The sequence below is a fragment of the Cupriavidus agavae genome, assembly GCF_004217045.1.
GTDB lineage: Bacteria > Pseudomonadota > Gammaproteobacteria > Burkholderiales > Burkholderiaceae > Cupriavidus > Cupriavidus agavae.
In genome coordinates, this window is sequence record NZ_SGXM01000008.1 from 153,743 (window position 1) to 172,173 (window position 18,431).

Consider the following 18,431-nt stretch of genomic DNA (forward strand, 5'->3'; position numbering starts at 1 on the left):
TTCGGGAGGCTGCCGATGCCCCAGGAACCCACTGCCGCCGCCGATCCCTGGACTCGCCTGCGCCAGTTCACGCGCGCCCGGGTGGCGATCGGCCGCACCGGCCATGCGCAGACCACCGACACGGTGCTCGCGTTCGGCCTGGCCCACGCCCAGGCGCGCGACGCCGTGCACCTGCCGCTCGACACCCGTGCCGTGGAACTGGCCTTGCGCGAGGCGGGGCAGACGGTGCTGCACGTGCACAGCGCCGCGCCCGACCGCGACACCTACCTGCGCCGGCCGGACCTCGGGCGGCGCCTCGACGCCGCCGGCGCCGCCCTGCTGCAGCCAGGCGCGCACGCGTTCGACGTGGTGTTCGTGATCGCCGATGGCCTGTCGGCGCTGGCGGCGCAGCGCCACGGCGTGCCGCTGCTGCAGGCGGTGCTGGCACGGCTGCGGCAATGGCGCATCGGCCCGGTGGTGGTGGCGCAGCAGGCGCGCGTGGCGCTGGGCGACGAGATCGGCGAGCGCCTGCGGGCGCGGCAGGTAGTGATGCTGATCGGCGAGCGGCCCGGACTCAGCTCGCCGGACAGCCTCGGCATCTACCTGACTTTCGATCCGCGCGTGGGGCGCACCGACGCGCAGCGCAACTGCATCTCGAACGTGCGCCCGGAAGGGCTGCCGTACGCGCAGGCGGCGGACCGGCTCGTGTTCCTGCTGCGCGGCGCGGCGGCGCTGGGCCGCTCGGGCGTGGACCTCAAGGATGACAGCGCCGGGCCGGAGGCGGCGCTTCCGGCCGGCTAGTCCCCGGTGCTCTCGCTGACCGCACTGCCGGCGTGGGCGCGGGGCCAGATTGCCTGCAGCTCGGTCTTCAGGAAGGTCAGCAGGTAGCGCGTGGCCATGGTCTGGTAACGGTTGGGCATGGTCAGCATGTAGAGCTTGCTGCCGAAGACGCTGATGCGGTAGTCGGCCAGCAGCGGAACCAGCGCGCCGGTGGCGAGATCCGCCCCCACGGCGTAGAGCGGGAAGATGCCGATGCCGAGCCCGCTCACGACGGCGTCCTTCAGGAAGGCGAAGTTCTCCGAACTCAGCGTGGGATCGAGCACCACCTGCTCGCGCTCCGCGCCGCCCTCGCGCAAGCCCGACGCCTTCAGTTTCTGGCCAATCGGCGATGCGCAGACGATGTCGTGCCCGGTCAGGTCCGCCAGCGCCACGGGCGGCGTGCGCCCGGCCAGATACGACGGCGCGGCGCAGACGACCCAGTCCACGGTGCCGATTTCGGTAGCCACGACCGAGTCGGGCGGCGTGGAGATGATACGCAGCGCCACCTCGACATCCTCCGAGACGAGGTTATGGATGCGGTTGTCGAACACCACGTCGAGCGTGATGTCGGGATAGCGCTGCTTGAACTGCACCAGCAGCGGCGACAGCATCGCGTGGCCCAGCCCCGTGGGCACCGACAGCCGCACATGCCCCTGCAGGCTCTTGCCCATGCTGCTGATCAGCGCGTTGGCAGCCGCCACCTCGCCCAGGATATTGCGCCCGTGCTCGTAGAGCCCGGCCCCCACCGGCGTGGGCTCCACGTGCCGCGTGGTCCGCCGCAGCAACTGCACCCCCAGCTCCTCCTCCAGCGCCTTGAGGTGGTAGCTGACATTGGCGCGCGTCATCTTGAGCTTGCGCGCGGCGGCGCTGAGGTTCCCGGCATCGACGATATCGACGAACAGGCGCAGGGCGTTGAGATCCATGAGAAGACGGGCGCGGCAGGTTGGCGGGCAGAAAACGACAAAGGGGCCCGAAGGCCCCTCAGTTTGCCATGGAGCCGTACGGCTCAGTGCTCGTGATGCAGGTACTTCGCCTGGCGTGGCAGGCGCAGGCTGACCAGGAAGGCCAGCACCATCATGCCGGTGACGTACCAGTAGAACGCGTTCTCGTGGCCCATCGACTTCAGGCCCAGGGCCACGTACTCGGCGGTGCCGCCGAAGATGGCGTTGGCCACCGCGTAGGCCAGGCCCACGCCCAGCGCGCGCACTTCCGGCGGGAACATCTCGGCCTTCACGATGCCGCTGATCGAGGTGTAGAAGCTGACGATGGCCAGTGCCACGCAGATCAGCAGGCCGGCCAGCCCGGGGCTGGAGACGGTCTTCAGCGCGGTCAGGATCGGCACCGTGGCCAGGGCGCCCAGCGCGCCGAACAGCAGCATGTTGTTGCGGCGGCCAATGCGGTCCGACAGGGCGCCGAAGAGCGGCTGCATGCACATGTAGAGGAACAGGCAGCCGGTCATCACGTAGCTCGTGGTCTTGATCGGCAGGCCCGCCGTGTTGACCAGGAACTTCTGCATGTACGTGGTGAACGTGTAGAAGATCAGCGAGCCGCCGGCCGTGTAGCCCAGCACCGTGAAGAACGCGGCCTTGTGGTGGCGGAAGATCTCGGCCACGCTGCCGGCTTCCTTGCTGTTGCGTTGCTGGGCCGTGGTGGTCTCGTGCAGCGTGCGGCGCAGCAGCAGTGCCACCACCGCCGTGATGGCGCCCACCACGAACGGGATGCGCCAGCCCCAGGCCTTGAGGTCTGCCTCGGTCAGCAGTTGTTCGAGGACCACCACCACCAGCACCGCCAGCAGTTGGCCGCCGATCAGCGTGACGTACTGGAACGACGAGAAGAACCCGCGCCGGCCCTTGAGCGCCACTTCGCTCATGTAGGTGGCCGTGGTGCCGTACTCGCCGCCCACGGACAGCCCCTGCAGCAGCCGCGCGGCCAGCAGCAGCGCCGGTGCCCAGTTGCCGATGGTCTCATAGGTGGGCAGGCAGGCAATCAGCAGCGAGCCGAAGCACATCATGATCACGGAGATCAGCATCGAGTTCTTGCGGCCGTTGCGGTCGGCGATGCGGCCGAACAGCCAGCCGCCGATCGGGCGCATCAGGAAGCCCGCCGCGAACACGCCGGCGGTGTTCAGCAACTGCGCCGTGGGATCGGCCTTGGGGAAGAACGACGGCGCGAAGTAGATCGCGCAGAACGCATAGATATAGAAGTCGAACCATTCGACCAGGTTGCCCGACGACGCGGCGACGATGGCGAAGACGCGCTTTCTGGTTTCCTCGGGAGATGGTGCCGTGCCGGAGAGGGCGGGGGAGGCGATGTCTGTCATAGGACCTTCTGTACTTGGCGGCGCGGGGGTGCCGCTGAATGGGAACGGGCGCGGGGGCAAGGCGTGTGGCCGGCCCCGGATACCGGGGCGAGGGGGCGCCTTCCGGGCCGGGCCCGTCTGCGCAGCTAGCCTAGCGCGGATCGGGGCGGCGCCCAAGGGGCCGGGGTCGCGTGGCAGGCTGGCGGTTTTTCAGGGGCCTTGCCAGGCGGGGCTTTGCAAGGAATTGTTCCGCCTGGTGGAAAGAGTTTCCTGCAACCGGCGCCGGCCACGAAAACTTTCACTGTCCTGCGCGCCGTCATCCGGATAACTTGCGCCGGGCTGCCCGGCTGGGCAATCATGCAGGTCGATTCTGCATGGCGAGCCTTTCATTTCCCTTGTCACATGTTTCCGTTCCGATTGCTCCTAAGCCTTCCGCTGCTCTGGCTGCCGGCACTGGCCCTGGCCGAGCCTGACCTCGTGCAGTGCGACCGCGTGGACCAGGCACACCTGCGGACCGCCTCGGAAGATCACCTGCTCGCCATGCGATGCCGCGCCCGCCAGATTTCGTACGAGGCACCCCGGCTCAAGGGCGTGACCCAGAAGTTCAGGGACGATCTGGTGTTTGCCTGTCTCGACCAGGCCGATGCCATCGAGCACCAGCTGCGCGTCAAGCATGGCTACACACGTGAATCGCTCGCCCGCCGCAAATGCGACGGATAGGTATCACCAGATCGATTGTCAAATTTTCCTGTCGGTTCTGTCCAACTTGCCGGGGATTGTCAAAAAGCACGGCCCGCGTAGTATGGACGCCCATTGTGGTTGCACCGCCTTACCCGGAGATTTGCCATGGCCCTCGACGCCGAATCCTTTGACCTGTTGCGCGCCGCCGTGCAGCGCTTTATCGACGAACGGCTGAAGCCGGCCGAGGACACGCTCGAAGAGACCGACGACGTGCCGGCCGATATCGTGGCCGACATGAAGGAAATGGGCCTGTTCGGGATCTCGATTCCCGAGGAGTACGGCGGTATCGGCCTGTCGATGTCGCAGGAATGTGATGTGGTCTATGACCTCGGCCATACGGCGTTCGCGTTCCGCTCGGTGTTCGGCACCAACGTGGGCATCGGCTCGCAGGGCATCCTGATGGACGGCACCGAAGCGCAGAAGCAGCAATACCTGCCGAAGATCGCCAGCGGCGAGCTGGTGATCTCGTTCGCGCTGACCGAGCCGAACGCCGGCTCCGACGCCGCATCGCTGCAAACCCGCGCCGAACTCGACGGCGACCACTACGTCATCAACGGCACCAAGCGCTTCATCACCAACGCCCCGCGTGCCGGCGCGTTCACGCTGATGGCCCGCACCGGCGGCCAGGGCGCCTCGGGCATCTCGTCGTTCATCATCCCGGCCGACACCCCGGGTATCTCGCTGGGCAAGCCCGACAAGAAGATGGGCCAGCGCGGCACCAAGACCTGCGACGTCGTGCTCGAAAACGTGCGCGTGCCGGCCGCCAACATCATCGGCGGGGTCCCGGGCGTGGGCTTCAAGACGGCCATGAAGGTGCTGGACCGCGGCCGCCTGCATATCTCGGCGCTGGCCTGCGGCATGGCGCACCGCCTGATCACCGATGCCGTGGCGTACGCCAGGGAGCGCAAGCAGTTTGGCAAGCCGATCGGCGACTTCCAGCTGATCCAGGCCATGCTGGCCGACAGCCAGGCCGAGCTGTACGCGGGCCTGTCGATGGTGCGCGACTGCGCGCAGCGCTACGACGCCAAGCCGGCCGGCAAGAGCGACCCCGAGGTCAGCATGCTGGCATCGTGCACGAAGATGTTCTGTACGGAAATGGTGGGCCGCGTGGCTGACCGCGCGGTGCAGATCCACGGCGGCGCCGGCTATATCGCCGAGTACAAGGCCGAACGTTTCTACCGCGACGTGCGCCTGCTGCGCCTGTACGAAGGCACCACGCAGATCCAGCAACTGATCATCGCCAAGCAACTGCTGCGCGACTGAGCGCGAGCCAGCCCGACAGACCGGGACATCGGACCGGCGACAGGAGACAGGATGAGCAAGATCCAGGCAACGACCCCGCAAGGGCTGGCAGTGGCCGATGGCGAGGCCGTGCACCGGCTGCGCGCCGTGGTGGCCACGTACCGCACCACGGTGCAGGCGTACACGCTGGTGGTATCGGCCGACGAAATGACGGCGCTGACCAACGGCCCGGCGCCGGCCCATTCGGCCCGCGACTACCGCGCCCAGGCCCATCTGGACCGCTTGCGCGATGCCGTGCGCGACTCCGGCCTGGCCCTGCCGAGCGCCATCGTCGTGGCGGTGTCGGGCGGTCGCATGCGTTGCGAATGCGACCACCTCTACGCGCTGGAACTGCGCCCCGCAGCCGGCGACAGCCTGATCGTGCTCGACGGGCACGAGCGTCTGGCCGAACTGGCGGCGTCAGGGCGCGGCGATATCAAGACGCTGGTCACGGCCGTACTGTGCGCTACCTCGATCGACGGCACCGACCATGCGTCGAGCGCCGCGACCGAGGCGGGCTGCGCCATGATGCACCGCTCGGCGGCCGCCCGCTGGGCGGGCGCCACGCGGGTCTGGCAGTAGCAGTCCGGTCAGGACCAGATGGTATCGGCGTCGCGCAGCAGGTGGCCCGCGAGGATGTAGTCACCGAGGCGCGTCGCCTTGGCTTCGAGCTGTTCCAGTTCGAGGCCGGCCAGCAGCCCAAGATCGAACTGGCAATAGAGATTGCGTTGCCGGAACGTGGTCTTGGGCCTGGCCAGCCCTTCCAGCAGGGCGTCGCGTGACCGCACCGCGATGCTTTCCTGCCCGCGGTATTGCACCCTGATCCCACGCTTTTCGCCGAGCCGGCCGAGTTCGACGGCATCCTGCCATCCCGTTTCGTAATCCAGCTCCAGCGCAAGCCCCTGACTCGCGCCCAGAAGCCTGAGCGCCTCTGCCTTGCTGCCTGCTCGCACGATGGACATCCCCACCTCAAGTCTCAAAAACACTGTATGAATATACAGTGTTCGGTGGATTGTCTCAAGGCTCTCGCGCCGGTCGGCTTCAGGGCGTGCCGGAAGGACTGGCCGAGGCCGGGCCCTGCGCGGCGGGCGCCGAAGCGGCCTGCGCGCCGGCCGGGGCTGCCGGCTGGCCAGCGGCCGCGTTATCGAAATCGCCGGCAAATGCCTGCGACAGCATGGCCGGACCCAGGTAGCGGCGGATCGCGGCGTTGACCGCCTCCGGCGTGGCTGTGCGGATACGCGCCTCGATCCCGGCGGTATGGGCCATGGTGCGGCCCAGGTACGCCTGGTTGGCCAGCGCGCCGGCCAGCGCTCCGTCACGGGTGCGGCTGATCTTTCCCTGTTCCAGCAGGCCATTGGATGCTTCGGCCAGTTCCTCCGCCGTGATGCCGTCGCGGACGAAGCGCGCCATTTCCTCGTCCACGGCGCGGCGCAGCCGGGGCAGGTTGTGCGGCGCGTACATCGCCCACAGGCCGAAGCGCCCGGCGCGATCCAGCGCGCCGACGTTGACCGAACTCGACACCCCATAGCTGATGCCGTCGCGCTGGCGCAGCCGGTCCGCCAGGCGGCTGCGCATGCCGGTGCCGCCGAACACGCGGCTGGCGATCAGCATCAGCGGGTAGTCCGGGGAGTCGCTGACGAGGTCGATCGGCTGCGAGGCCACGAACACGGCATTGGCCTTGCCGGCCGTGTTGAGCGTGAACTGCGAGCCGGGAATCTCCACGAAGGGCCGGTCCACCCGTTCGAAGGGCACCGCTGCCCGCCAGTCGCCGAACAGGTAGGCCGCCTGCCGTGCGGCGTCGTCCGCGTCGAAATCGCCGACGAGGGCAAGCTGGGCGTGGCCGGCGCCGTAGAACCGCGCGTGGAAGTCGCGCAGGTCGTCGAGCGTGACCGTGCGCAGCTCGGCCAGGCTTTCGTCGAACGTGGGGGTGTAGCGCGGATCGCCGTCGCGGTACGGGTTGCCATGGCGCCCCAGCACGTTGGGGGCCAGCGCGCCCGGCTGGTTGCGCTGGCTCTCGATGCCCGCGATGCTGCTGGCGCGCAGCGTTTCGAGTTCGTTGGCCGGGAAGGTCGGCATGCGCAGCACCGTGCGCAGCAGCGCCATCAGCTCCGGCAGATGCTCGCGGCGCGTCTCGAAGCGCACCGACAGCCGTTCGGCGTTGCCCGAGATCGCCACGTTGGCTTTCAGGGCTTCGAGCCGGTCGGCAATCTGCTGGCGGCTGAAGGCACCGGCGCCGCGGTCGAGCATGGCCGCCGTCAGCGAACCGGTCGCCGACTTGCCCTGCAGCGCTTCCAGGTTGCCCACGCGCAGGATCAGCGTGCCGTTGACCGCGCCGCCCCGGCTCGGCTTGGGCAGCAGGGCCAGCTGCATGCCATTGGGCAGCGTCTGGCGCCGGGTGTGGGCGTCGATATTGGCCGGCGCCGGGTCGAAGGCGGCCACGGCCTGCGCCGCCGGCTTGCCGGCGTAGCCCTGGGTCAGCGCGGCCACGTCCGGCGCGGCCGGGATGCTGGCCAGTTGCGGCCGGTCCCCCGGAATGAACTGGCCGACCGTGCGGTTGGCGGGCCGGAAATAGTTCTCGGCCACGCGCTGCACGTCGGCCAGCGTGGTCGATTCCACGCGGTCGCGGTAGATGAAGAACAGGCGCCAGTCGCCCTTGGCGATGGCGCCCGACAGCGCCACGCCATAGGCCGCCGGATCGTTGAGCGTCTTCTCGAACCCGTTGCGCAGCCGGATGCGCGCGCGCTCCACCTCTTCCTGCGTCACGGGCTGCGTGGCGAGGCTTTCAACGGCGGCGATCAGCGCGTCGCGCACCGGCTCGATCGGGCGGTCCTTGCTGGTGCCGGCGGCAAACACGATCACGCCGGGGTCCTTCATCGTCGAGAAATACGAACCCTGCCAGGCCGCCTTGCGCGTATCCACGAGCGCCCGTTCGAGCCGCCCGCCGGGCGTGTCGGCGAGGATGACCGACAGCATGTCGAGCGCGGTCATGTCGGGGTGCGCACCCGGGCCCACGTGGTACATCGCGGCCACGATGCGGCTGTCGCCCGAGCGGGTCAGCGACACCTCGCGCGTGCCCTCCTGCGGCGGCTCCACGGTGTACTCGGCCGGCAGCACGCGGGTGGGGCGCGGGATCGGCCCGAACGCCTGCTCGATGCGGGTCAGCGTGCGCGCCGGGTCGAACTGGCCCGTCACCACCAGCACGGCATTGTCGGGCTGGTAGTAGCGCCGGTAGAACGCCCGCAGGTTGTCGATGCCCACGCGCTCCACATCGCTGCGCGCGCCGATCACGGCCTTGCCGTAGTTGTGCCAGCGGTAGGCGGCGGCGTACATCTGCTGCTGGAGCATCCGCATCGGATTGTTCTCGCCGATCTCCATCTCGTTGCGGACCACCGTCATTTCGCTGTCGAGGTCGGGGCGCGCCACGAAGCTGTTGACCATGCGGTCGGCCTCCATGCGCAGCGCCCAGTCGAGGTTGTCGTCACTGGCCGCGAAGGTCTGGAAGTAGTTGGTGCGGTCCTGGTTGGTCGTGCCGTTGTACTGCATGCCGCGCCGCGCGAACTCGGTGGGAATCGTGCGGCCCGGCAGCGACGGCGTGCCCTTGAACAGCAGGTGTTCGAGCAGGTGGGCCATGCCCGTCTCGCCGTAGTTCTCGTGCCGGCTGCCTACCAGGTACGTGATGTTCACCGTGGTGGTCGGCTGCGCGTCGTCGGGTGCCAGCAGGATGCGCAGGCCGTTCGGCAGGCGGTACTCGCTGATGCCCTCGACCGTGGTGACCAGCGCGGCGCGGGCCAGCGGCGCGGCCGGCATCGCAGGGGCTGGCTTCGCGGCCTGGGCGGCGGATGCGGCCAGCGCCGCCAGCGCGGCCAGCAGGGCGCATGCGGTGCGCGAAGTGCGGGAAGTGCGGGAAACGAGGGAAAGGAGGGTACCGAACATGCAGACTCCAGGGGCGGCGTCGGGGCGCCGCGAACGAGCAGATTCTAGCCGCTGACTTGCCCCGTGAAACGAGCGCGGACGCACTTTCAGAATTCGGGACATTTTTCGCGGAGGCTTTGAGAATCGGTGCCAGCCCAGGCTGGACAAGGGCTCGCTGCCGTCGGCGGGGGCGCTCAGGCGCATGTCCGATTCCAGCGCATTTGATCGGCGGCAAAGGCGTACGATGCTCGGCATGGAACTCGATCCCGACACCTGCTACAAGGCCATCGCCTCGCATGACCGCCGTTTCGACGGACGCTTCTTCGTGGGCGTGTCGTCGACGGGCGTGTACTGCCGGCCGATCTGCGCGGTGCGCACCCCCCGGCGCGAGAACTGCACGTTCTACGAGTCGGCCGCTGCCGCCGAGAAGCACGGCTTCCGCCCCTGCCTGCGCTGCCGTCCCGAACTGGCGCCCGGCCACGGGCTGGCCGATATCTCGGGGCGGCTGGCGCAGGCGGCGGCCACGCTGATCGACGAGGGCTTCATGGCCGAAGCCGGCGTGGCGCAACTGGCCGCGCGCATCGGCGTGACCGAGCGGCACCTGCGCCGGCTGTTCGATGCCGAGTTTGGCGTCTCGGTGCACGAGTACGCGCAGACGCAGAAGCTCCTTCTGGCGAAACGGCTATTGACCGACACCACGCTGCCGGTCACGCAGGTGGCGCTGGCGGCCGGCTTCGGCAGCGTGCGGCGCTTCAACGACGTGCTCAAGGAGCGCTACGGCCTGACCCCGCTGGCGATGCGACGGCGTGCCGCCGAAGGCATGGCGGACCGGCTCGTCTTCGAACTGGGCTACCGGCCGCCCCTGGCGTGGGACCAATGGCTCGGATTCCTGGGCGTGCGGGTCGTGGACGGCATCGAGCAATGCCATGGCGGCGCCTACACGCGCACGCTCGGCATCGACGCCGACGGCCGGCGGCACCTTGGCTGGGTGCGGCTCGAACATGTGCCGAAGCGTACCGTGGTGCGCGTCACCTTGTCGGCGTCGCTCGCGTGTGTGATTCCACAGGCGCTGGGCAAGGTGCGGCGGCTCTGCGATCTTGGCTGCCGGCCCGATATCGTCGATGCACACCTCGGCGATCTGGCCGCCGATACGCCGGGGGTCCGGCTGCCCGGTGCGTTCGATGGCCTGGAGATTGCCGTGCGCGCCATCGTCGGACAGGTCATTTCGGTGGTGCAGGCGCGGCGTATCCTGGCGCGGCTGGTGCAGATCGCCGGCGCGGCGTTGCCCGGGGACGCGCTGGCCGGGCTGGCAGCGGCGCCGCACGCCGCGCCGCTGACCCATGCGTTTCCCACGGCCCAGGCACTGGCCGCGCTGCCCGATGCCGACTATCAGGCGGCTGGCGTGCCGATGGCCAAGACCCGCACGATCCGCGCGCTGGCGCGTCTGGTAGCGGCCGGCGAGATCCGGCTCGATCCGCACGCGGCGCCCGATGACACCGTGGCGAAGCTGCGCGCGGTGGAGGGCATTGGCGACTGGACCGCGCAATACGTGGCGATGCGTGCACTGGGCTGGCCCGACGCGTTCCCCGGCACCGACTACGCGCTGCGCAAGGTGCTCGGCGTCAGCACGGTCCGCGCGATGCAGGCCAGCACCGCGCAATGGGCGCCGTGGCGCGCCTACGCGGCCATTCATCTCTGGCACCGCTACGAGGCGCTCAAGCAGGCGCCGGTGCAGGGCGGTGCCGATATCGGACAAGAGGAGTTGGCATGACACAACATCGCATCATCGACAGCCCACTGGGCAACATCCTGCTGCGTGCCGAGGCCGGCGCGCTGACGGGCGTCTTCTTCGCGGGCCAGAAGTACTACCCGGCGCAGGATGGCGCCGGGTTTTCGGAGTCAGGCACCGAGGGGCGGGTACTGACGCAGGCCACCGAGCAACTGCGCGCCTATTTCGACGGCACGCTGCGGCGCTTCACGGTGCCGTTCCGCTTTGCCGGCAGCCCCTTCCAGCAACGGATCTGGCAGGCGCTCTGCGACATCGGATTTGGCGAAACGGCTACGTACGGTCAGCTCGCGCTGGGCATGGGACTACCGTCGAGCCATTCCCGCGCGGTGGGCGGGGCAGTGGGGCGCAACCCGCTGTCGGTGATCGTGCCGTGCCACCGTATCGTCGGGGCCTCGGGCGCGCTGACCGGCTACGCGGGCGGCGTCGACCGCAAGCGGACCCTGCTCACGCTCGAAGGCGTGCTGTAGACGCCGCTCCGTCCACGCCCTTCGAGTGAAGTTTTCAGCGCTGAAAGCCTAGCGGACGCTACCCCACTGAAGTGCTGTCGCTAAAGTTGCGTAATATTTTGCCGAAGGCCATGCATACGCTTGCGCGGCCCTGACGGCGCGCTTACCATGCGGCGCTGGCCGCCGACCCAATTTCAGCCGGAACGCGTGGGTAGCCACGGCGAGCGCGGCGCAACCCACCATTCGAAGTGCGTATTTCCATGAGTCTTCAAGATCCCCGCGGGCCGCAGGCAGGCCGATCCCCATCCCAGGTCGAGGGCGAGCCGGACGACCATGGTTCAGGACGTTCCGACGAGCGCTACCGCCTGACGCATAGCTCGCAGATCGGCACCGTGCTGCGCGACATGGCCTGGCAGAAGTGCCTGCTGAACGTGCGCTCGCGCTCGGGCTCGGAAATCGTGACGTCGATCCTGCACGTCGATCCGGCCAACCGCACGTTCATCTTCGACTGGTGCCGCGCCGATGGCGAGCGGCAGGCGCTGATGTCGTCGGAGCAAAACGCCTTCTCGGGCCTGCTGCGCGGCGTGCCCGTGAATTTCACGATCGGTGCGCCCGGCGCCACCCGCTTCGAGGGGGGGCCGGCCTTCATCGCCGATTTCCCGGAAAAGCTCTATCACTTCCAGCGCCGCCGCCACTTCCGTGCGCGCACGCTGCTGACCAAGGGCTACCGCTGCGAGGTGCAGCTGCCCGATTCGGCCGACAAGACGGTGATGCAGCTCGATATCGCCGATCTGTCGCTGTCCGGCGTGGGCCTGCGCTCGCGTGCGGTGGGCGCCGAGCAACTGCCGGTCGGCACCACGATCAAGCGTTGCCGGCTCGATTTCGGCGAACTCGGCCGGCTCGAAGTGGATATGCAGGTGGTGGGCCACTGGCTGGTGGGCTTCGACGACAAGACCGTGCACCACTACGGCTGCGCGTTCCTGAACCCGGATGGCCGCATGGAGAACTTCCTGCAGCGGCTGGTGTTCCAGCTGGAACTGGCGCACCGGGGCTGACGCCACACCCCGGCCCGGCACCGCTCAGGTGCCGACCAGCTTGCCGATCGCGGCTGCCGCCTCGCGCATGGGGCTGAGCAGCCGCGCGATCATTTCAGATTCCGATACCTTGTTGGCTTTCACGCTGACGCTGATGGCGGCCACCACCACGCCCGCCTGGGAGCGCACCGGCACCGCAATCGCGCGCAGCCCGGGCTCCAGTTCCTCGTCGATCAACACATAGTCCAGCTCGCGTGCGCGCTGGAAAGCCGTTTCCAGCTCGGGCCGCGATACCTTGGTCAGCAGCGTGCGCGGGCGCAGTTCGGCGTGCTCGAAGAACGCTTCGAGCACCGCCTCGGGCTGGTGCGCCAGCAGCAGGCGGCCGGTGGAGGTGCAGTAGGCCGGTAGCCGGCTGCCCATGCCCAGCGCATGCGTGAGCACGCGCTGCACTTCGGAGCGCACCAGGTACAGGATGTCGATGCCGTCGAGGATGGCCAGCGCCGAGGTTTCGTGCACGCGGTCGCTGAGCGTGTCGAGGATCGGCTGCGCAAGCGAGACCAGCGAAGTCGACGAGAAATAGGCGTGGCCCAGATGCAGCACGCGCGGGCGCAGCGCGAAGTGTCCGTCCTGCTGGCTCACGTAGCCAAGCTGCTCCAGCGTATAGAGGCAGCGCCGCACCGAGGCGCGCGATAACTGCGTACGCTGCGCCACCTGCGAGATGGTCAGCGGGCGCTTGCGCTCGGAGAATGCCTCCAGCACCGTCAGGCCGCGCGCCAGCGACAGCATGAAATTGGGATCGCCGGCGAAGCTGTTGAGGATGTCGGCCGGCGGATGCGCGGCGCGTACGGTATCGGCCTGGGCCGGCTTGATCGTGATGGGGCTGGGGGCGTCCATGAAGCGTAATGGGGCGTTGCGCGTTCGATAATCGCGCATCTTAACGCTCCGACCCGCCTGCTGGCCAATCTCGGGGCAAAAAAATGTCGCCGGGGTCGGCGACGGGGCAAGGGGTCGTTCAAGAGGGGTCTCTCGCGACGGTTCAAGTATAGATACCGGCACAAAGGCATGACATACAGCTTCCGTGGGGTTTCGGGTGGTGCACTGATAGTGCGCGCGGCGCCGCCCGAGCCGGGTCGGGTCAGGGTTTGCCGAGGAAGAAGTAGAACGCGTACTGGCCCCCCGAGGCGCGGCCATAGCCGAGGTAGAGCGGCCCGATGGGGCTGTCCACGCCGAGGAACACCGACGCGGACTTGAGCAGTCCCGTGGGACTGCCGGCCACCAGCGGCGCACCGACCCGGCCCGCTTCGAGCGAGCCGCCCACGTACACCCCGTCGAGGAAGGTGTGATGCACCACCTTGTTGTAGTAGACCAGCCGCCCGAACTGCACATTGCCGCCGATCAGCTGGCCGGTGTTGAAGCCGGATTGCTGCAGGAAGCCGCCCCACTGGAACAGGTCGTAGTCGGGCAGGGCCGGCCCGCCCAGGTTGCTGCCGGCCCGCACGCTGGCGCTGAGCGTATGGTTGCCGAACGAGTAGGCGCCCGTGGCGCTGAATTCGCCCTTCAGATAGGTGTTGGTGGCGCCCATGGCGGCCTGCGACGAGAACACGTTCAGCGTTGCGCCGTAGCCGTAGCGCGGAAAGTTGGTGCTGTCGAGCTGGTCGACCAGCAGCCGGGCCGCTATCGCACGCCGTTCGATGCCGCCGTCAGGCACCGGGGGTAGCTGCGCCACGGAGCCGGTGGCCAGCGAAATGTTCTGGTGGCCGATCACCACCCCGAGCCGCGCCTCGCCGTACTTGGTGAACTGGCTGCCGATATCGAGCGCCAGGTCGGTGCGGCGCAGGTCGTACTCGGCGATCTTGGTCGTGCCGCTGAAGACGTTCACGGGCCGGCGCTCCAGTTCCACGCGCGGCGCCACGAAGAAGAACTGGCGGGTGTCGAGCGGCTGGTAGAACTCGCTGACCAGGCTCGATGTCTGTCCCACCTGCACGTCAGTGCGCCACTCGGCGCCCAGTGCATTGATCCAGCTGCGCCGGTAGCTGCCCAGCAGGTTGAAATAGGCATTGCCGCGGAAGTCGGAACTCAGGCCCAGCCCGAAGCGCAGGTAGTCGGGGCCGTAGGTCTTCTCCACCGCGCTGACGCCCAGAATGCGCTTGCCCGGCTCTTCGAGGAAGCGGTAATTGACGTGTTCGAAGTCGCCGGTGCCGAACAGCCGCCGCATGTCGCGGTCGAGCGTGGCCTGGGTGATCGGCTCGCCGGGACGCGTCTCCATCGTGGCCGCCGCAAAGCCCGGGTTCACGCGCTCCAGCGGTGCGAAGCGGATCTCGTCGACTGGGCGCAGGTCAGGCGGCGGGAGTGCCCGCTGGGCGGTACGCAACTGGGCGTACTGTTCGGGCGGCAGCGCCAGCGCGGCCAGCCGACTGGCTTCGCGCCGCGCGGCGGCCTCGCCGATCGGTATCGTGCGCGGCAGGTCGTCGAAATTGCCCGCCGAGAAATCGCCCAGTTCGGGCAGGATCAGGATGTCGGTGGGCCGCAGCATGCCGAGCGACGTCCGCACGTTCTGCTCGGTCAGGATGTTGAGCATCTGGCCCGTCACGCCAATCAGCGAGGTCAGTTCCTCGCGCTTCATCAGCGGCGTGCCGAGGTTCACGGCGATCACGATATCGGCGCCCATCCGGCGTGCCACGTCCACGGGCAGGTTGTCGGTCAGCCCGCCGTCGACGAGCAGCTTGCCCTCGTACTCGGTGGGCGCCACCGCCCCGGGCACCGACATGCTGGCGCGCATCACGTTGGCCAGCTCGCCCCGGCTGAACACCACGGGCGTTCCCGCCACGAGGTCCGTGGCCACGGCCCGGTACGGAATGGGCAGCAGGTCGAAGTCGCGATAGCCGGGCGCGTTGGCCAGCTTGCGCAGCACGGTTTCGAGCTGGACGCCCGACACCACGCCCTTGGGCAGCAGCAGGCCGTCGCGGCGCACGCCGATCTCGGGCGTGACCAGGTTGGTGTGGTCCTCGATCTTGCGGCGGATGGCCAGGTCCTGGCGCGGCGGCCGTTCCTTGAACAGCACCTCGGTACTGAGCCCGGCGACGAGCTTCTCCATGTCGGCCGTGCTCATGCCCGTGGCGTAGGCGCCGCCCACGAGCGAGCCCATGCTGGTGCCGGCGATGCAGTCCACCGGCACGCGCAGTTCCTCCAGCACCTTGAGCACGCCGATATGCGCCGCGCCACGCGCGCCGCCGCCGGAGAGCACCAGGCAGACGCGGGGCCGGCCCAGTGGCGGCAGCGCCGTGGGGCCCACCGTGCTGGCCGGCGTGGCGGGCGCCAGCACGGGCGGCGCCACCGGTGCGGGGTCCGGCCGCGGCAGCAACTGGCCGCCGGCTTCGGACGCGAGCGCCGGCTGCGCGCACAGCAGCGCGGACAAAGGGGCCAGCAGTCGGAGGGCCCGGACGAAGAAACGCGGGGCAGGAACCATGGGTCGGGGACCGTGCCGGGAATCGGCTCCGCGCAACACTAGCAGCAGCGCCGCGCCGCGCGCCGTGCAGTCGAAACAATTCAACATGGGCGCGGATTCGTGCATAACGGCGTTCGCAGAGATTGATGCGGCGCAGCCCGGCGCCGTGACGGTGCGAACCGCACCGGCGTGGCCGACTTATACTGGCGCGGTTCCCGCTTCCCTGCTGCCGTGCCGTGTCCGCCGACGATTCCTTCCCGCTTCCCGAAGACCCCAAGCCGCTGCCGCCGGACCGTCCCGGCGACAACGAGTGCTGCCAGAGCGGCTGCGACCCCTGCGTGTTCGATTTCTACAACGACGAGATGGAGCGCTACCGGCAGGAGTTGCGGGCGTGGGAAGCGCGGCAGGCTGGCCGCGTGAAGGTCGATCCGTGAGCGATACCGGGCCGGGCGCACCGGGCGCGCGGGACGAGCGGCTGGCGGATTTCGTTGCCCGGCACCCGCGCCTGTTCGTGCTGACCGGCGCCGGCATCAGCACCGATTCCGGCATCCCCGGCTACCGCGACGAGCACGGCCGCTGGCAGCGCTCCGCGCCCATGACGATCAGCCGGTTCATGAGCGGGCATGCCGAGCGGCAGCGCTACTGGGCGCGCAGCATGGTGGGCTGGCCCGTGGCCGCCGCGGCCCGGCCGAATGTCAGCCATCGCGTGGTGGCCCGGCTCGGAGACGCCGGCCGCATCGCCGGGCTGGTCACGCAGAATGTGGATGGCCTGCACCAGCGTGCCGGCAGCCGCGCGGTGATCGAGCTGCACGGCAGCATCGGCGAGGTGGTTTGCCTCTCATGCGCTACGCACTATCCGCGCGCCGAGGTGCAGCGCCGGCTCTGGCAACACAACCCCGACTTCCGCGACATCAGCGCGCTGCCCGCCGCCGATGGCGACGCCCACCTCGAATCGCCGCTGTTCGACAACTTCGCCGTGCCGGTCTGCGAGCGCTGCGAGGGCGTGCTCAAACCCGATGTGGTGTTTTTCGGCGAGTCGGTGCCGCGCGAGCGCGTGGCGGCCGGGCGGGCGGCGCTGGAGTCCGCCGACGCGATGCTCGTCATCGGCTCGTCGCTGACCGTGTTCTCGGGCTACCGCTTCTGCCTGTGGGCCAGCGAACGCGGGCTGCCGCTGGCGGCGCTGAACCTCGGCACCACGCGCGCCGACGCGCTGCTGGACCTGAAAGTGTCCGCGCCCATCGGGCCGGCGCTGGCCGCCGTGGCCGATGCGCTCGGGCTGGGCGACGGCGGGGCTACTTCAGGTTGAGCTGGACGCGCACTTCCTCGGGCGCCACGGTGATGGCGCCGGGCTCCACTTCCTTGCCGTTGAAGCGCAGTTCCTCGGGCTTGAACGTATAGAGTGGGTAATCCTTGAGCAACTGCTCGGCCACCACGGCGCCGATGGCGTTGAGCTGCTGGCCGTACTGGGCCATGCCCTGCACCTGCACATCCTGCACCGTGGGTTTGTCGAGCAGCACGGCGCGCTGGGTGGCGTCGTAGCGCACGCCGCTGTTCAGCGACATCGTGCCGTTGACAGGCGGCGTGGGGATGACCGTGTTGGTCATCACGGCATCCATCTGCGTGGTGATGCGGTTGCCGGCCTCGTCGAGCACCAGGCGTGGGCGCGAGAGCTTCACGCTGACCAGTTCGCCATAGCGCAGCGTGGTCGGGAATTTCTTCTCCACGGCGCTCTGCAGTTCGGCCTTGCTGAATGTGTATTCGCCGGTCCAGACGTTGTAGCCGGCGTGGGCGGTCCCGGCGAATGCGGCGAATGCGGCGGCTGCGGCCAGGCGGAAGGCGGACGGGGTCGAAAACATGGCGCTCCGGGGCGGATGATCGATTCCGGTGTGACTGGCGCCCGATGGCGATCGTTCCGGGATGTGACGCGTGAAGCGCAAGGGGCTGCGCAGTACGGATCAGTAGTGCGGCGGGATTTCGTGCTGCGGCCCGGCTTCGGCGGCGGTCGAGGCGCTGTTGCGCACCTGCTGGTAGAGCGCGCGGAACTGGGCCTGCAGCAGGTCAAGTTGTTGCTGCTGGCGCGCCACGGTCAGGTTCAGGGTGTCGATCAGGTCCTCCTGGAAGGCGACCTTGATTTCGAGATCGGTCAGGCGGGATTCCATCAGCGTTTCTCCGGTTGGCCGCGCATTGTACGGGATGCGGTCAGCCGGAGAGCGGGCGGGGCGTGCGTGGCTCAGGCCTTGTAGACCAGGACCATCCACGTGATGCCGAACTTGTCGGTCACCATGCCGAAGCGCTCGCTGAAGAACGTCTTGTCGGCCGGCATCATGATCTTGCCGCCCTGCGATAGCGCCTGCATGGTGCGATCCACCTCGGCGGGGTCGGCCGCGTTGTAGGCCAGCGAGAAGCCCTTGAACTCGGCCTGGCCCTTGGCTTCGCCATCCGATCCCATGACCACGGTGTCACCGATCTTGAGCGACATATGCATCACTTTTTCGGCGTTGGCGGGGTTGGGCGTGCAGCCCTCGCCGGCCTCGGGCGGTGCATCCTTGAAGCGGATCAGGCCCTGCAACTGGGCGCCGAGGGCGGTCTTGTAGAACTCGGCCGCTTCTTCCGCGCGACCGTCGAAAAACAGGTACGACTCGATCTTCGAAGACATCGACAACTCTCCTTGGGATGGGCGCCGGCA

Annotated in this window: 18 protein-coding genes; 9 read left to right on the forward strand and 9 right to left on the reverse strand. The window is 68.7% G+C overall.

What is annotated here, in order from left to right; genetic code table 11:
• Positions 1-15 precede the first annotated feature (15 nt).
• Complete coding sequence (eutC, locus tag EV147_RS21790; protein WP_130393292.1) at positions 16-780, forward strand: ethanolamine ammonia-lyase subunit EutC; 765 nt, start codon at positions 16-18, stop codon at positions 778-780.
• Here the strand turns inward: eutC and EV147_RS21795 are convergent.
• Positions 777-1,721, reverse strand: a complete 945-nt coding sequence (locus EV147_RS21795; RefSeq protein WP_130393293.1) for a LysR family transcriptional regulator — start codon at positions 1,719-1,721, stop codon at positions 777-779. The genes eutC and EV147_RS21795 overlap by 4 nt on opposite strands.
• A gap of 83 nt (positions 1,722-1,804) precedes the next feature.
• The gene (locus tag EV147_RS21800; protein WP_130393294.1) at positions 1,805-3,118 is read right to left on the reverse strand and encodes an MFS family transporter; all 1,314 of its coding nucleotides are present in this window, start codon (positions 3,116-3,118) and stop codon (positions 1,805-1,807) included.
• A 381-nt stretch (positions 3,119-3,499) separates the two neighbouring features.
• Between EV147_RS21800 and EV147_RS21805 the strand changes: the two genes are divergently transcribed.
• From EV147_RS21805 to EV147_RS21815, 3 genes are all read left to right on the forward strand, one after another.
• Positions 3,500-3,817 carry a hypothetical protein gene (locus EV147_RS21805; protein WP_130393295.1) on the forward strand — a complete coding sequence of 106 codons (318 nt, stop codon included), beginning with the start codon at positions 3,500-3,502 and terminating at the stop codon, positions 3,815-3,817.
• 126 nt (positions 3,818-3,943) lie between these two features.
• Positions 3,944-5,101, forward strand: coding sequence for an acyl-CoA dehydrogenase family protein (locus EV147_RS21810; RefSeq protein WP_130393296.1), 1,158 nt, complete (start codon positions 3,944-3,946; stop codon positions 5,099-5,101).
• Between the two features lie 51 nt (positions 5,102-5,152).
• Positions 5,153-5,701: a hypothetical protein gene (locus tag EV147_RS21815; RefSeq protein WP_130393297.1), complete on the forward strand. Its 549-nt coding sequence runs from the start codon at positions 5,153-5,155 to the stop codon at positions 5,699-5,701.
• 8 nt (positions 5,702-5,709) lie between these two features.
• On the opposite strand, the gene EV147_RS21820 is transcribed toward EV147_RS21815, so the two are convergent.
• Both EV147_RS21820 and EV147_RS21825 read right to left on the reverse strand, forming a co-directional pair.
• Entirely contained in the window at positions 5,710-6,081 is a 372-nt protein-coding gene (locus EV147_RS21820) for a PHA-granule associated protein 4 (RefSeq protein WP_130393298.1), read from the reverse strand.
• Positions 6,082-6,160: 79 nt separating this feature from the next.
• Entirely contained in the window at positions 6,161-9,052 is a 2,892-nt protein-coding gene (locus EV147_RS21825) for a M16 family metallopeptidase (RefSeq protein ID WP_130393299.1), read from the reverse strand.
• Between the two features lie 232 nt (positions 9,053-9,284).
• Between EV147_RS21825 and EV147_RS21830 the strand changes: the two genes are divergently transcribed.
• From EV147_RS21830 to EV147_RS21840, 3 genes are all read left to right on the forward strand, one after another.
• Positions 9,285-10,802 carry an Ada metal-binding domain-containing protein gene (locus tag EV147_RS21830; RefSeq protein WP_130393300.1) on the forward strand — a complete coding sequence of 506 codons (1,518 nt, stop codon included), beginning with the start codon at positions 9,285-9,287 and terminating at the stop codon, positions 10,800-10,802.
• On the forward strand, positions 10,799-11,287 hold the full coding sequence (locus EV147_RS21835) for a methylated-DNA--[protein]-cysteine S-methyltransferase (RefSeq protein WP_130393301.1): 489 nt from the start codon (positions 10,799-10,801) through the stop codon (positions 11,285-11,287). Before EV147_RS21830 ends, EV147_RS21835 begins: the two co-directional genes overlap by 4 nt.
• 239 nt (positions 11,288-11,526) lie before the next feature.
• Positions 11,527-12,321, forward strand: coding sequence for a flagellar brake protein (locus EV147_RS21840; protein ID WP_130393302.1), 795 nt, complete (start codon positions 11,527-11,529; stop codon positions 12,319-12,321).
• Positions 12,322-12,345: 24 nt separating this feature from the next.
• Here the strand turns inward: EV147_RS21840 and EV147_RS21845 are convergent, their stop codons facing one another.
• Together EV147_RS21845 and EV147_RS21850 are read right to left on the reverse strand one after the other, a co-directional pair.
• Positions 12,346-13,194: an IclR family transcriptional regulator domain-containing protein gene (locus tag EV147_RS21845; RefSeq protein WP_130393332.1), complete on the reverse strand. Its 849-nt coding sequence runs from the start codon at positions 13,192-13,194 to the stop codon at positions 12,346-12,348.
• A 241-nt stretch (positions 13,195-13,435) separates the two neighbouring features.
• Entirely contained in the window at positions 13,436-15,766 is a 2,331-nt protein-coding gene (locus EV147_RS21850; protein ID WP_130393303.1) for a patatin-like phospholipase family protein, read from the reverse strand.
• 215 nt (positions 15,767-15,981) lie between these two features.
• On the opposite strand from EV147_RS21850, the gene EV147_RS21855 reads away from it, so the two are divergent.
• Together EV147_RS21855 and EV147_RS21860 are read left to right on the forward strand one after the other, a co-directional pair.
• Complete coding sequence (locus EV147_RS21855) at positions 15,982-16,179, forward strand: oxidoreductase-like domain-containing protein (RefSeq protein ID WP_198680322.1); 198 nt, start codon at positions 15,982-15,984, stop codon at positions 16,177-16,179.
• Complete coding sequence (locus tag EV147_RS21860) at positions 16,176-17,051, forward strand: NAD-dependent protein deacetylase (protein ID WP_235844905.1); 876 nt, start codon at positions 16,176-16,178, stop codon at positions 17,049-17,051. The genes EV147_RS21855 and EV147_RS21860 overlap by 4 nt, the downstream gene beginning before the upstream one ends.
• Here the strand turns inward: EV147_RS21860 and EV147_RS21865 are convergent.
• From EV147_RS21865 to EV147_RS21875, 3 genes are all read right to left on the reverse strand, one after another.
• Positions 17,038-17,601: a DUF1439 domain-containing protein gene (locus tag EV147_RS21865; RefSeq protein ID WP_130393304.1), complete on the reverse strand. Its 564-nt coding sequence runs from the start codon at positions 17,599-17,601 to the stop codon at positions 17,038-17,040. The genes EV147_RS21860 and EV147_RS21865 overlap by 14 nt on opposite strands.
• A gap of 99 nt (positions 17,602-17,700) precedes the next feature.
• Positions 17,701-17,904, reverse strand: coding sequence for a SlyX family protein (locus tag EV147_RS21870; RefSeq protein WP_130393305.1), 204 nt, complete (start codon positions 17,902-17,904; stop codon positions 17,701-17,703).
• A 71-nt stretch (positions 17,905-17,975) separates the two neighbouring features.
• Positions 17,976-18,401, reverse strand: coding sequence for a VOC family protein (locus EV147_RS21875; protein ID WP_130393306.1), 426 nt, complete (start codon positions 18,399-18,401; stop codon positions 17,976-17,978).
• Positions 18,402-18,431 lie beyond the last annotated feature (30 nt).

Coding starts and splice junctions, on each gene's coding strand:
- eutC (WP_130393292.1), top strand. CDS start 16: ATGCCCCAGGAACCCACTGCCGCCGCCGATCCCTGGACTCGCCTGCGC.
- EV147_RS21795 (WP_130393293.1), bottom strand. CDS start 1,721: ATGGATCTCAACGCCCTGCGCCTGTTCGTCGATATCGTCGATGCCGGG.
- EV147_RS21800 (WP_130393294.1), bottom strand. CDS start 3,118: ATGACAGACATCGCCTCCCCCGCCCTCTCCGGCACGGCACCATCTCCC.
- EV147_RS21805 (WP_130393295.1), top strand. CDS start 3,500: ATGTTTCCGTTCCGATTGCTCCTAAGCCTTCCGCTGCTCTGGCTGCCG.
- EV147_RS21810 (WP_130393296.1), top strand. CDS start 3,944: ATGGCCCTCGACGCCGAATCCTTTGACCTGTTGCGCGCCGCCGTGCAG.
- EV147_RS21815 (WP_130393297.1), top strand. CDS start 5,153: ATGAGCAAGATCCAGGCAACGACCCCGCAAGGGCTGGCAGTGGCCGAT.
- EV147_RS21820 (WP_130393298.1), bottom strand. CDS start 6,081: ATGTCCATCGTGCGAGCAGGCAGCAAGGCAGAGGCGCTCAGGCTTCTG.
- EV147_RS21825 (WP_130393299.1), bottom strand. CDS start 9,052: ATGTTCGGTACCCTCCTTTCCCTCGTTTCCCGCACTTCCCGCACTTCG.
- EV147_RS21830 (WP_130393300.1), top strand. CDS start 9,285: ATGGAACTCGATCCCGACACCTGCTACAAGGCCATCGCCTCGCATGAC.
- EV147_RS21835 (WP_130393301.1), top strand. CDS start 10,799: ATGACACAACATCGCATCATCGACAGCCCACTGGGCAACATCCTGCTG.
- EV147_RS21840 (WP_130393302.1), top strand. CDS start 11,527: ATGAGTCTTCAAGATCCCCGCGGGCCGCAGGCAGGCCGATCCCCATCC.
- EV147_RS21845 (WP_130393332.1), bottom strand. CDS start 13,194: ATGGACGCCCCCAGCCCCATCACGATCAAGCCGGCCCAGGCCGATACC.
- EV147_RS21850 (WP_130393303.1), bottom strand. CDS start 15,766: ATGGTTCCTGCCCCGCGTTTCTTCGTCCGGGCCCTCCGACTGCTGGCC.
- EV147_RS21865 (WP_130393304.1), bottom strand. CDS start 17,601: ATGTTTTCGACCCCGTCCGCCTTCCGCCTGGCCGCAGCCGCCGCATTC.
- EV147_RS21870 (WP_130393305.1), bottom strand. CDS start 17,904: ATGGAATCCCGCCTGACCGATCTCGAAATCAAGGTCGCCTTCCAGGAG.
- EV147_RS21875 (WP_130393306.1), bottom strand. CDS start 18,401: ATGTCTTCGAAGATCGAGTCGTACCTGTTTTTCGACGGTCGCGCGGAA.